Below are 12,530 nucleotides of genomic sequence, written 5' to 3'. Positions count from 1 at the left end.
ATATTTCAGATTTACGCTTGACACATCTTCGTTACCGGCGAATAATGCGCGCCACTTGGCTACATAGCTCAGTTGGTTAGAGCATAGCATTCATAATGCTGGGGTCCGGGGTTCAAGTCCCTGTGTAGCCACCAAGTACCGATCCATAGATGTCTACAGCAGTCTATGAATCACCTCAAGAAGCCCGCCTCGTGCGGGCTTTCTTGTTTCTGGCTGTTTCTTTTTGTCTCTCTTCATACCCCACGGCATATCCCCTCCAGATACAGAGGGGATACAGGCCAATGGGTTTTATGTGGTTTCCTGGAAATCCATCTCCGGTGGCTGGCGCTGAAAGCCGCCTGTCAGCACCGCCAGATACACCACGCCAATCGCCAGCCAACTCAGGCCCAGATAGATCGCCAGGTGATCAAGGCTGACCATCAACCACACATCCGCCGCCAGACCGATAAACGGGAACAGCAGGAACAGCACCCATTCACGCAGCCCCTTCTTCTCAGCGCCGATCCAGTAGTGAAAGATCACTGACAGGTTCACCAGGCTGAACGCCAGGAATGCGCCGAAGTTGATGAACGAGGTTGAGGTGGTGACGTCCAGCTTCAGCGCCAGCAAAGCGACCACGGCACACAACAGAATGCTATTGACCGGCGTACCAAAGCGTTCATGCAGCGTGCCGAAGAACGATTTTGGCAGCACACCATCCCGGCCCATGGCGAACAACAGGCGTGAGCCACTCGCCTGGGCCGACAGCCCCGACGCGAACTGGCCGACGATCAGGCCGATCAGGAAGATCGACACGAACAGGTCACCACCAATGTTGCGGGCGATTTCATAGGCGGCCGAGTCCACGCTGTCGAACTGTAACGATGGGTGCGCGATTTGCACGAAGTACGACACACTGACAAAGATCAATCCGCCAATCAGGGTAATCAACATGATCGCTCGCGGAATGGTACGGCGTGGGTCGCGGGTTTCTTCGGTCAAGGTGCTCACCGCGTCGAACCCGAGGAATGAATAACAGGCAATGGCCGCACCGCTCATGATCAACGGCATCTGCATGTCACCGTTGAAGAATGGCTTGACCGACCACAACGGCGTGCTCGCATCACCACCGACGTAATGAATGCACAGCGCAACGAAGGCGATCAGCACCAGGAATTGCACCAGCATCAATAATGCGTTGACGCCGTTGGCCAATTTCAGGCCGACGATGTTGATCGCACTCGTGATGCCGATGAACACCAGCACCCAGAGCCACTGCGGCACGCTCGGGAATGCGGAATGGAGGTAGGCGGCGCCGATCAGCCAGATCGCCATGGGCAAGAACAGATAATCGAGCAACACCGCCCAGCCGGCGATGAAACCGAGTTTCGGGCTGATCGCCTTGCGCACGTAGCTGTAGGCCGAACCCGCGACGGGAAATGCAGTGGCCATTCGGCCGTAGCTCATGGCGGTAAAAAACATCGCCACCAGTGCCGCCAGGTAAGCGGCGGGGACCATACCGGTGGTGGATTGCGCGAGGATGCCGAAAGTGCCGAGGACAATGATGGGTGTCATATAGGCGATGCCAAACAGCACCACCGCCCCCAGTGAAAGGGTGCGTTGCAAACGAGCCATGAGCGACTACTCCGAATTTATTAGATTTATGGCAGAGCCGAGTTCGGCGCAAATTTCGGGTGCTACGTTGTTGTTCTGGTTTTTGGCCAACAGAAATGAAGGTGTTGTCGGGGTCAACGTGCGGGAATCAGCAGCTCCCGCAATCCGCAGGGGTACTCAACGATCTCTCCCGCTATTTTCAGCCGCTGATCGTCCAGATACCGATAATCACGTCGCGCCGCCTTCAGCTGATTCAGGTCCAGTTCCACGGCAAACTGCCCCTCCTCACGGCCGGCCTCGAACAGCAACTTGCCCAGCGGGTCTACCAAGGCGCTGCCACCGGCAAAGACCAACCCGCCATCACCTTCTTTTACCCGGTTGACCATCAGCGCAAACGCTTGGTTTTCCTGGGCACGCGCCATGACCGCGGTGCGGTGAGTCGGACCATAGGGGTCCATGTTGCCATTGGTGACGATCAGCAACTCGGCGCCCAATTGCGCCAAGGCTCGGGCGGTTTCCGGGAATTCGATGTCGTAACAGATCAGCAGGCCGACCCGCACGCCATTCCACTCACACGTGGCGTAGCGATCACCGGCCTCGAACACACCGCGATCCGACGCCCAGAGGTGCGTCTTGCGGTATTTCAGCGCGATGCCTTGCGGAGTGATCAGCAGGGTGGTGTTGTAGAAGCGGCCGTGGTCGTTCTCGGCGACGCCGATCACCACGGCGACGTCATGTTCGCGGGCCGCAGCAATCACCGCACTGACGGTCGGACCGTCCAGCGGTTCGGCGCTCTGGGCCACTGTCTCAAACGATGGAAATCCCATCAGGTGAGTTTCGGGAAACACGATCAATTGCGTATCGGCCGCACAGGCGGCAATCGCCTCGAGAGCGCGTTTGAGGTTGTAAGCCGTATTGTTATCACGGCCCGCAAACTGGGCGAGTTCGACTTTCATGTGTATTCCTTGTTCTTGACCAGACGGAAAGATTGCCCGGTCGTTGTCTGTGCGCCAGTATGCGCAGCAAGCCAACGGCCGGAAAATCACGCCGCTGGGGTAACCCGATAGGGGTAGGCATGACACTTTCGTTAGACGATATCGCGTGGCACCGCTCGATCGGGCAATTGATCGAGGCCTTGGACAAGCCCAATTTCTGGACGCAGCTAGTACGTTTGCTGGACCAGTACGTCCCTTTCGACAGCTGGGTCGCGCTGCTTTTCAGTGCTGATCAGCACCCGCAAGTGTTTGCCGAATGCCCGGGCGCGCACGGCAGCCCCGATCAATTGTTCCAGGATTATCTGCGAGGGTTGTATCTGCTCGATCCGTTCTACATCGCCTGTCGGGAGCAGTCGCGTAGCGGCCTGTATCGCCTGTCGGAAGTGGCACCGGAACATTTCGAGTTGACCGAATATTACCAGCGGTACTTCCGGCTGAATGTGGTGTCCGATGAAATCCAGTTCAATTGCCAGCTCGAAGACGATCGCACGCTGTGCCTGTCGTTAGGCAGCAAGCAGCGGTTCAGTGGCCAACAGATTGCCCTGCTGTCGCTGATCCAGCCCTGGGTACTCGGCCTGTTGCGCCAGCGCCTGCCGTACGAAATCAACGAAGTGGTGGCCCTCACGCCAGTATCGCCGCAAGTCGATTGGCGAGTGCAACTGGAAGCGTCCGTTCAGCAACTCAAAGGCGCACAACTGACGGCGCGGGAGTTGGATGTAGGCCGCTTGATGCTCAGTGGTTGCTCCAGCAAGGAAATTGCCCGCAAGCTGGAAATTTCTGTCGAAACAGTGAAAGTTCATAAAAAACATATGTATAGCAAACTGGGAATCAAGTCCCAGTCCGAGCTGTTTTCGATTTTTCTCCAGGCGCAGAACGCCTGACTTCTCCAAATCCCCCCGCTGATTTGCACCCCACGTCCCGCGTCGCTACAGTCGGTCTCAATATTCTTGGCCCACGGATGGAGCGACACATGCTTACAGATCTGAAACCGAACCTTCATCGCCTGTCAGCCGTTTCGTTGCTGGCTGTCGCCCTGACACTCGTCGCCTGTAAGGCCCCACCCTCCTCCACCACCACGCCTGCATTGCCTGCCCAACCGGAGGTCGTCTCCGGCTACCGCACCGACCTGCAGACCCGCCACGCCGACAAGCACATGGCGGCCGCGGCCAACCCACTGGCCGCCGAAGCCGGGCGAGAGATGTTGCGACGCGGAGGCTCGGCCATCGACGCAGCCATTGCGATGCAAGCGGTGCTGACCCTGGTGGAGCCGCAATCTTCAGGCATCGGCGGCGGTGCGTTCATTGTGCTGTGGGATGGCAAGGCCGTGCGCACCTACGACGGTCGCGAAACGGCACCGGCCGGCGCCACTGAAAGACTTTTCCTGCAAGCCGACGGCAAACCCATGCCGTTTACCGCCGCGCAGATCGGTGGTCGCTCGGTGGGTACACCGGGGGTATTGCGCGGACTGGAACTGGCCCATCGCAAACACGGGCGCCTGGAATGGGCGACGCTGTTCGAGCCGGCCATCGCGCTGGCGGAACAGGGCTTCGCGATCTCTCCAAGGCTGCACGCGACTTGATCGCGTCCGACTCGTCGTTGCCGGGCTCACCAGACATGGCGGCGTACTTTCTCAATGCCGATGGCAGCCCGAAAGCAGTCGGCACCGTGCTGAAAAACCCGGCATTGGCAGCCGTACTCAAGCGCATCGCCAACGAAGGTCCCGATGCTTTGTACAACGGGCCGATTGCCGAGGAAATCGTCGCCAAGGTGCAGGGCCACGCCAACCCCGGCAGTCTTTCGCTGAACGACCTTAAGGGCTATACCGCACGGGAGCGGCCCGCGTTGTGCACTGACTACAAGCGCTGGCAAATCTGCGGCATGCCACCACCGTCTTCGGGCGGGGTTGCCGTGGCGCAGATCCTCGGGACATTGCAGGCCCTGGAACAGCGCGACAGCAACGCCGCCCTCACCCCCTTGAAACCTCTCAAGACCGATAAACCCGCCGGCATTGAACCCACCCCCGAAGCCGTGCACCTGATCGCCGAGGCCGAGCGCCTGGCCTACGCCGACCGCGCCCAATACATCGCCGATCCGAATTTTGTAGCCGTGCCGCTCAAAGGCCTGGTCGATCAAGGTTACCTTGCCAGCCGCGCCAGCCTGATCGGCCCGCGTAGCATGGGTGTCGCCAAGCCTGGCACGCCACCGGGCATCCAGGTGGCCTACGCCCCGGACCGCTCCCCCCTGCGTATTTCCACCTCGCAAGTGGTGGCCGTGGATGACCAGGGTGGCGCGGTGTCCATGACCACCACGGTGGAGTCGGCGTTCGGCTCACATTTGATGGTCCAGGGCTTCATGCTCAATAATCAGATGACCGACTTTTCGTTCATCCCCGAAGAGAATGGGCAAAAAGTCGCCAACCGTGTCGAACCGGGCAAACGCCCTCGCTCGTCCATGGCACCGACGCTGATCTTCGATCATCAGGGTAGACTGCTGGCCGCTGTCGGCTCTCCCGGCGGCTCGCAAATCATCGAATACGTCGCCAAGTCAGTGATCGGCCTGCTGGACTGGAACCTGGATCCGCAAACCGCCATCAATCTCCCCAACTTCGGCAGCCGCAATGGCCCCACCGAACTGGAGAAAGGACAGTTCAGCCCGACGCTGATCCAAGCGCTGAAAGACAAAGGCCACACTGTGAGCGAGATCGACATGAACAGCGGCACCCAGGCCATTGTCCGGATGCGTGATGCACAAGGGAAAACCTCACTGGCCGGCGGTGCGGATCCACGGCGCGAGGGTCAAGCACTGGGCGACTGATCGAACTCATCCTGCGGTTGATAGACCAGCAAGTCCGCGGGCTGACATTGCAGATAACTGCAAATGGCCTCGAGGGTCGCCAAGCGTATGCCCTTGACCTTTCCTTGTTTCAACAAGGAAAGGTTGGCTTCAGTAATGCCGATTGCAGCGGCAAGGTCCTTGGATTTGACCTTGCGCATGGCCAGCATCACATCGAGTTGAATAACGATGGGCATAAGAATCTCAAACGAATGTTCTGTTTTCTGAATCGACTTCACTGGCCTGGGACAGTATCCGGGCAATGATCGCAATACAGGCGGCAAGAAATAAAGCGACGAAAGACGGCGCAGTAATACTGAAGGTCAGCAATCGCTGGCCAACCGGCGCATTGATCGTTACCAGCAGGCTGAGAAACGGTTCGCAGATGAAGTCCAACAGCACCCACAACGCCACCGCACGACCCGCATTTCCCAGGTAGACCGCCGCTGCGGTGGAAAAGTATTGGCCTTGGGCGTAGTGCTTGAAGAGCCTGCGCAAGTTGGTGAGCCCGACCGCCAGGGCCAGCAAGGGAATGCTGGTCAGCAGTATCCCACCCAGGCATTGCCATCCCGTCAATCCCATCGCCTCTTCAGGCAGACTCGACAATTGCCGCTCGGTGAGGGCGAATCCCAGGCCGTATCGCGAGGCCGCTTCAGGATACAGCCAGGCCACAGCGTTGACGACCATCATCGCGACCATGAAAACCAGGGTGATGGCTGCCATCCGTTGGCTGTACAAGGCAAGACGATTCGAGTGCATGTGAGGCTCCAATAGAGTAAGGGAGCCCAGAACATAGCCACTAAATTATCGTAAAACAACAATTAATATGTAAAAAACAATAATGACATTCTAAGTGGAGAGCTGATTGGCAAACTGGCTCACGGCATCGACCACCTTCTTCGCTCCGTCCTGGATCTCGACGATCACCGTCCCCGCCTCGGCGGCCAGGGCCAGGCCGTGCTCGGCTTGGTGCTGGCCGTCGGTCATCAGCGCCACGGCGTTGCGCGCCATGTCCTGGTTCTGGCGGACCACGCCGACGATTTCATCGGTCGCCTGGCTGGTACGCGATGCCAGTTGACGCACCTCGTCGGCCACCACCGCAAAGCCCCGGCCCTGCTCACCGGCCCGGGCTGCCTCGATCGCGGCGTTGAGCGCCAGCAGGTTGGTCTGTTCGGCGATGCCGCTGATGGTCTTGACGATGGTACCGATCACCAGGGATTGCTCGTTCAACGCCTCGATGCCTTCGCCGGCGGTTTGCATGTGCCGGGCCAGGTCGCGCATCACGTCCACGGCTTGGGTCACCACAGTCGTGCCGCGCTGGGCGCTGTTGTCGGTTTGCAACGAAGTGCTGTAGGCAATGTTGGCTGCCTCGGCGACGGCTTTTTCCTGGTTGACCTGATCCGTGATATTGGTGGCGAACTTGACCACTTTATACAACCGCTCGTTGGCATCGAGCACGGGGTTGTAGGAGGCTTCCAGCCAGACCTCACGACCACTGCTGTCCAGGCGCTTGAAGCGGCCAGCCACGAACTCACCGCTGGTCAGCCGCTTCCAGAACTGCTGGTAGGCCGCGCTGTTGTATTCCTCAGGCTCACAAAACGTGCGGTGGTGCTTGCCCTTGATCTGCGCAAGGCTGTAACCCATGGCGTTGAGGAAGCGATCGTTGGCCGTCAGGACATGACGGCCCAGATCGAACTCGATCACCGCCGTTGAGCGCACCAGCGCGCCGATGAGGTTTTCATGTTCCCGGGAGGCCTCGATGGTGCGGGTCAGGTCATTGGCATACATCGAAAAAAAGCGGATCCGCCCGTCAGCATTTCGTACGGGCTGGAGGATCGAACGCAGCCAGGCCTCCTGGCCATTGCCCCGCAGCAGGCGCACGGCACCGGAGAAGTGCTCGCCACGGGTCAGCGCCGCCTTGAAGCGCATCTGGAATTCATTGGATTTCAGATACGCGGGAACCAGCTCATCCACAGGCCGGCCGATCAGGTCCTGGCTCTTGTAGTGCATCTCGTCGAGGAAATTCTGATTGACCGATTGAATCCGTCCATCGGCATCCAGAGTGAGGCCAAGCATTTCACGGTCCAGACTTTCCTTGACTTGCACAAGACTGGACAGTTCTTGGCGAAGAGCCAGTAGCTCCTGCTTCAGGCGGTTGTTGAACATGGGCAGCTCCGGACAGCGGAAGAATTAAATGGCTGTTCCCTTTGCCATCGGCCCGGCGTTTTTTTTCTAAAGAGCGCTGAGAGCCCCTATTGAAAATAATCCAGAGCGTCTCTCGAACCCGACAAGCCTCCCATGGTCACTGGATTGTTCTACTGTTGCGCCTGACCTTTGAAGCCCTGCCGCCATGAATACCCATAACCATAAAAACGAGGTAATTGCCGTGACCACTGACATCGAAGACAGCCGTTCCGCCCGCTTCGCCTTGCGCTGTTCCAGTTTCGCCGAGCGCTGGTTCCCCGACTCCTGGGTCTTCGCCGCGCTGGCGGTGCTGGTGGTCGCCGTGGCGACGCAATTCATCGGTGCCACGCCCACGGCAGCGGCCATGGCGTTCGGCGACGGCTTCTGGAGCCTGATCCCGTTCACCATGCAAATGGCCTTCGTGGTGATTGGCGGTTACGTGGTTGCCAGCTCGCCACCGGCCGTCAAGTTGATCGATCGCCTGGCGCGTATTCCGACCAACGGCCGCTCTGCCGTGGCGTGGGTGGCACTGATATCCATGGTCGCATCGCTGCTTAACTGGGGCCTGTCGTTGGTATTTGGCGGTTTGCTGGTGCGCGCCCTCGCCCGCCGCACCGACCTGAAGATGGATTACCGCGCCGCCGGTGCCGCCGCGTACCTGGGCCTGGGCGCGGTGTGGGCGCTGGGGTTATCTTCGTCGGCGGCGCAATTGCAGGCCAACCCGGCCAGCCTGCCGCCTTCGATCCTGTCGATTACCGGCGTCATTCCGTTCACCCAGACGATATTCCTCTGGCAGTCTGGCGTAATGCTGCTGGCGCTGATCGTGATCTCGTTGATCGTCGCCTACGCCACCGCTCCCGGCCCCAACAGCGCCCGTGACGCCGCCGCTTGCGGTATCGACCCGAGTTTCAGCATGCCGGCGTTGCAGCCCCGCACCCGCCCAGGGGAATGGCTGGAGCACAGTCCGCTGCTGACCATCGCCCTTGTGCTACTGGCCGCCGGCTGGCTATTCCATGAGTTTTCGACCAAGCCTGCGATCAGTGCCATTTCCGGGCTCAACACCTATAACTTCCTGTTCATCATGCTCGGCGCCTTGCTGCACTGGCGGCCACGCAGCTTTCTCGACGCCGTGGCCCGCGCGGTGCCGACCACCACGGGCGTGTTGATCCAGTTTCCGTTGTACGGCTCGATCGCCGCGCTGCTGACTACGGTCAAAGGCAGCGATGCCCAGACCCTGGCCCACCATATCTCGACCTTTTTCGTCCAGATCGCCTCCCATGACACCTACGCCTTGCTGATGGGCGTCTATTCGGCGGTGCTGGGCTTTTTCATTCCTTCCGGCGGCGGCAAGTGGATCATCGAAGCGCCTTACGTCATGCAGGTGGCCAACGACCTGAACTATCACCTGGGCTGGGCCGTGCAGATCTACAACGCCGCCGAAGCGCTGCCGAACCTCATCAATCCCTTCTACATGCTGCCGTTGCTGGGGGTGCTGGGACTGAAGGCCAGGGACTTGATCGGCTTTTCCTTCGTGCAGTTGCTGGTACACACGCCACTGGTGCTGGGTGCGCTGTTGTGGGCGCTGGGGACGACATTGAGTTATCTACCGCCAGTGATGCCATAAAGCCATAAAAAAGGGCCGATATTTCCATCGGCCCACTTTTTCTTCGGCTCGGTCTGTTTCAGTATGGATACGCCCTGCTTTTGAGGGTCCCTCACGCTGAAAAGGATCTGAGCATGTTCAAACTCGCCGTACTTCCTCTTGCCGCCCTTACCCTGAGCGCCACCGTCCACGCCGCCGACGTGACCAAGATCGATGTGCAGCTGGGCAGCACCGAGCGCGTCACGCGCCTCTTCGCCTACCCCAACAACTGCAACGTCATCTGTTTTCGCGACTGGACTCTGGAGCAGACCGTCGAGCATTACCTGACCCAAAGTGTGCAGCGCGACGGCTACGCCAAGGCCAAGGTCCAGGTCACAATCGACAACGATAAGGTCTATGCCAACATCGATGGGGTGCCGAAGAGCTACGGCCAACCGCTGAAAGCGCTGCTCGACGCAGGGGACCTTGCGTACAACGGTGCCTCGAAACTCAACAGCGACAAGAAATGGTCCTACAACTGGTACCTGTTCCTGCCGCTGGGCATGGCCCTGGAAAACCGCAAGAGTGTCGAGTTGCTGCACTTCCCGCCAGATTATTCCCTGACCCAGGCCCAGGATTACCTGGAGTCGGCGACCACCGACCGTTGGGCCACGCTGCTGACCGCCAACGGCATTGCCGCTGAACAAACCCCGGCCTACCAGACCATCATCGACATCGCGCCCATCGCGGCACCGTCCAATGCTGGCAGCACGTTAGAGGGGCTCTACAGCTACTTCAACGATTACCAGACCACGATGGTCACAGAGGTCACCCAAACCGCCAGCGGCGCCGCACTACCGATGGTGGCCTTCGGAGCACCCGTTCGGAACTGGATCAAGACCCAGTACGGCCCGACCGTGAACGTGCTCGGCCTGGCAACCATCACAACTGGTAGCGGGGCCAAGGTCCCGGTCCTGGGCTCCAACCATCCAAGCTACATCTGGTACGCCGCCGACAAGGACAGCTACGACGGTGACGAAGCCAAGGCTGATGCCGCCGGCTTGAAAGTCATGGGCCAGGACCTGAGTGCTTCATGCTGGCAGGCCGGCATGGGCAGCAAGCCGGGCACCGACCCGAGCGCCCTGCTGAACCAGTGCACGCAAACCTGGCAGGTCACGCAAAAGGAAAAGACCTGCGAGCTGTTCTACACGTCCATTCGCAACCTGACGCCGGCTGATGCAGCGAAAAAATGCGAAACGCCGGCGATCAAGTCGCAACTTCCGCAGTTGAAGGTGCCTATGCCGCTGCCTGCCGAGGCGGTGTAAACCTTGAGGCGCTTCCCGCGTAAGCTTGCGCTGACACGGGAAAGCGCCTTTGGCTCCTGTCAGACTCGACAGTAGATGCGCCCTCCGACTTGGGCGAAGCTATCAAAGCTTTTTCAACGACCGCCGGCAGGATCGCCAGCGCCAGCCAGTCGAGTGTCCATCACCGACAAGGATCGTCATGAGCCTGTTCATCCGCGACAACACCTGTTCACAGCGCCGGGATTGCATCTACCCGGAAAAACAACTCAGCACCCGCCTGGGCTACCCTTCTGTGCGCGATTTTGAAGTGCACCAGACGACCGACGGGCGCGGCAACGGCATCATCATCGCCCGCAAGTCGTTCGCGCCCATGACGCGGATGTGCAGGGTGTCAGGGCTGCTGGTAAGCCGGCGACGCCTGCACACGCTGCAGATCCTGCCGGACGTGCACATGTATGACCCACGCTTCGCCGGATTGCTGCTGCACTCCTGCAACCCGAATGTATTCCTCGACATGAGCGAACTGTGGCTGTGGTCACTGGCCCGTATCGATGAAGGCGACAGCTTGACAATGGACTACGCCAGTACCGAACAGAAACTCTACCGACAGTTCGCCTGCCGGTGCGGTTCGTACAACTGTCATGGCTGGATTACCGGCTATGACGAACCGCCCAATGAGCAGGGAATGACATTTCTTCGGCACTGGCGTCGTCAGTGTCACCGCGACTGACGAGCCGGGGTCAGGGCGCGCCGACCGGACGCAGCCGATACTGCGGCGGCAATTGCTCGAAACCGCTGATCGTGGTGTCCAGGCTCTTCCAGCGTCCATCCTTGATGCCGTAGATGCAGCCATGGATCGACAGTTTCTGCCCACGGTGCCAGGCGTTCTGCACGATGCTGGTATGGCCGACGTTGGCCACCTGCTGGATCACGTTCAGCTCGCACAGGCGATCGACACGTTCCTCTTCCGTCGGCAACTGGCCCAACGCCTCGCGATGCTCGTAGTACAGGTCGCGAATCGAGCGCAGCCAGCCGTCGATCAAGCCCAGTTGGCGGTCCTGCATCGAGGCCCGCACGCCGCCACAGCCGTAATGGCCGGTGACCAGGATGTGTTTGACCTTGAGCACGTCCACCGCGTACTGGATCACCGACAGGCAGTTGAGGTCGGTGTGCAACACCACGTTGGCCACGTTGCGGTGCACGAACAGATCGCCCGGCAGCATGCCGACGATCTCGTTGGCCGGCACCCGCGCATCGGAACAACCGATCCACAGATACTCCGGGGTTTGCTGACGAGCCAGCTTGGCGAAAAAGTCAGGATCCTCCTGCTTGATCGCATCGGCCCAGCGCGCGTTGTTATCAATCAGATCTTGTAATTCGTTCATGCTGTCTAGCCTCGATAGAGAGTGCGCAACTGTGACAGACGACCGCCGGTCGAGGTCACGTCGGCGATGCATTGGAATTCCTGGCTGCGCTTCCGGTCGACACCAGTAAGGCCCACAGTACGAGGAATTGCCATGAATGATTCACGACGCCCCTTCGATGCGACGCAACCGGAACCCATCGACGACAATGAAGACCGCATGGGCTCGATGCATGAGTTGGAGTTCGACGACGAGCAGCCCAGTGCGAGAATCGGCGACGAATTGCCGGAAAACGAACGCGAACAGCTGATGCCGCGTGAACGCGTCCGTGAAGCGGGCATGACCGGCGCCTCAACGGAGGATCACGAACCGACCGACGACGACATGAGCCCGGAAACCCTCATCCGAGAAGACGGCGCCCGGGACGCCTCTGAGGCCGGCGACGACGAACGGGCCGATTGGGACCTGAGCGTAGTGGATGAAAATGACATTGGCGGGGGTGACGGGCTCGACGAAGCGGAAATGGCCGATATCGATCCGTTGGATGGCAAGCGGTAAGTGTCGATAGAGCTGCTCGCGATAGCGGTGGATCAATTTGCACTGGGGTTGAATGTGCCGCCGTCATCGCGAGCAAGCTCGCTCCCACAGGGTTTTGTGTTCGAGCGCAAATTTGATG

The 12,530-nt window shown here is 59.6% G+C and carries 10 protein-coding genes, 1 tRNA gene and 3 pseudogenes; 7 read left to right on the top strand and 7 right to left on the bottom strand.

Annotation, left to right across the window (positions count from 1 at the left end; translation table 11 throughout):
* Positions 1 to 57: 57 nt before the first annotated feature.
* Positions 58 to 134: transfer RNA gene (locus PSH84_RS00920), tRNA-Met, on the top strand.
* A 154-nt stretch (positions 135 to 288) separates the two neighbouring features.
* Here PSH84_RS00920 and PSH84_RS00915 read toward each other — a convergent pair.
* The gene (locus tag PSH84_RS00915) at positions 289 to 1,614 is read right to left on the bottom strand and encodes an APC family permease (RefSeq protein ID WP_305468497.1); all 1,326 of its coding nucleotides are present in this window, start codon (positions 1,612 to 1,614) and stop codon (positions 289 to 291) included.
* Between the two features lie 113 nt (positions 1,615 to 1,727).
* Positions 1,728 to 2,549: a carbon-nitrogen hydrolase family protein gene (locus tag PSH84_RS00910; RefSeq protein ID WP_305468498.1), complete on the bottom strand. Its 822-nt coding sequence runs from the start codon at positions 2,547 to 2,549 to the stop codon at positions 1,728 to 1,730.
* Positions 2,550 to 2,668: 119 nt separating this feature from the next.
* On the opposite strand from PSH84_RS00910, the gene PSH84_RS00905 reads away from it, so the two are divergent.
* Positions 2,669 to 3,469, top strand: a complete 801-nt coding sequence (locus PSH84_RS00905) for a helix-turn-helix transcriptional regulator (RefSeq protein WP_305468499.1) — start codon at positions 2,669 to 2,671, stop codon at positions 3,467 to 3,469.
* An 89-nt stretch (positions 3,470 to 3,558) separates the two neighbouring features.
* Positions 3,559 to 5,402 (top strand): annotated as a pseudogene (gene ggt, locus PSH84_RS00900) (gamma-glutamyltransferase).
* Here the strand turns inward: ggt and PSH84_RS00895 are convergent.
* The 4 genes and pseudogenes from PSH84_RS00895 to PSH84_RS28845 form a co-directional block, all read right to left on the bottom strand.
* On the bottom strand, positions 5,384 to 5,617 hold the full coding sequence (locus tag PSH84_RS00895) for a helix-turn-helix domain-containing protein (RefSeq protein ID WP_122564726.1): 234 nt from the start codon (positions 5,615 to 5,617) through the stop codon (positions 5,384 to 5,386). The pseudogene ggt and the gene PSH84_RS00895 overlap by 19 nt on opposite strands.
* Before the next feature lie 7 nt (positions 5,618 to 5,624).
* The gene (locus tag PSH84_RS00890) at positions 5,625 to 6,179 is read right to left on the bottom strand and encodes a DUF2975 domain-containing protein (protein WP_305468503.1); all 555 of its coding nucleotides are present in this window, start codon (positions 6,177 to 6,179) and stop codon (positions 5,625 to 5,627) included.
* 90 nt (positions 6,180 to 6,269) lie between these two features.
* A pseudogene (locus tag PSH84_RS28850) lies at positions 6,270 to 6,701 on the bottom strand (methyl-accepting chemotaxis protein); the annotation flags it as partial.
* A 156-nt stretch (positions 6,702 to 6,857) separates the two neighbouring features.
* Positions 6,858 to 7,430: pseudogene (locus PSH84_RS28845) on the bottom strand (PAS domain-containing protein); the annotation flags it as partial.
* Positions 7,431 to 7,806: 376 nt separating this feature from the next.
* Here PSH84_RS28845 and PSH84_RS00880 point away from each other — a divergent pair.
* The 3 genes from PSH84_RS00880 to PSH84_RS00870 all read left to right on the top strand — a co-directional run bounded on the left by PSH84_RS00880 (position 7,807) and on the right by PSH84_RS00870 (position 11,220).
* Positions 7,807 to 9,228 (top strand): short-chain fatty acid transporter, encoded by a 1,422-nt coding sequence (locus PSH84_RS00880; protein ID WP_305482146.1) that lies wholly within the window; start codon positions 7,807 to 7,809, stop codon positions 9,226 to 9,228.
* A 113-nt stretch (positions 9,229 to 9,341) separates the two neighbouring features.
* Complete coding sequence (locus PSH84_RS00875; RefSeq protein ID WP_305468506.1) at positions 9,342 to 10,511, top strand: hypothetical protein; 1,170 nt, start codon at positions 9,342 to 9,344, stop codon at positions 10,509 to 10,511.
* 178 nt (positions 10,512 to 10,689) lie between these two features.
* Positions 10,690 to 11,220 carry an SET domain-containing protein gene (locus tag PSH84_RS00870; RefSeq protein ID WP_122564730.1) on the top strand — a complete coding sequence of 177 codons (531 nt, stop codon included), beginning with the start codon at positions 10,690 to 10,692 and terminating at the stop codon, positions 11,218 to 11,220.
* A 10-nt stretch (positions 11,221 to 11,230) separates the two neighbouring features.
* On the opposite strand, the gene can is transcribed toward PSH84_RS00870, so the two are convergent.
* Positions 11,231 to 11,875 carry a carbonate dehydratase gene (gene can, locus PSH84_RS00865; RefSeq protein WP_003185433.1) on the bottom strand — a complete coding sequence of 215 codons (645 nt, stop codon included), beginning with the start codon at positions 11,873 to 11,875 and terminating at the stop codon, positions 11,231 to 11,233.
* Between the two features lie 132 nt (positions 11,876 to 12,007).
* On the opposite strand from can, the gene PSH84_RS00860 reads away from it, so the two are divergent.
* Positions 12,008 to 12,412 (top strand): serine kinase/phosphatase, encoded by a 405-nt coding sequence (locus tag PSH84_RS00860; protein ID WP_305468507.1) that lies wholly within the window; start codon positions 12,008 to 12,010, stop codon positions 12,410 to 12,412.
* Positions 12,413 to 12,530: the final 118 nt, after the last annotated feature.

Origin of the sequence: Pseudomonas beijingensis (assembly GCF_030687295.1) — a bacterium.
Classification (GTDB): domain Bacteria; phylum Pseudomonadota; class Gammaproteobacteria; order Pseudomonadales; family Pseudomonadaceae; genus Aquipseudomonas; species Aquipseudomonas beijingensis.
This window is presented reverse-complemented; position numbering and strand designations above follow the sequence as displayed.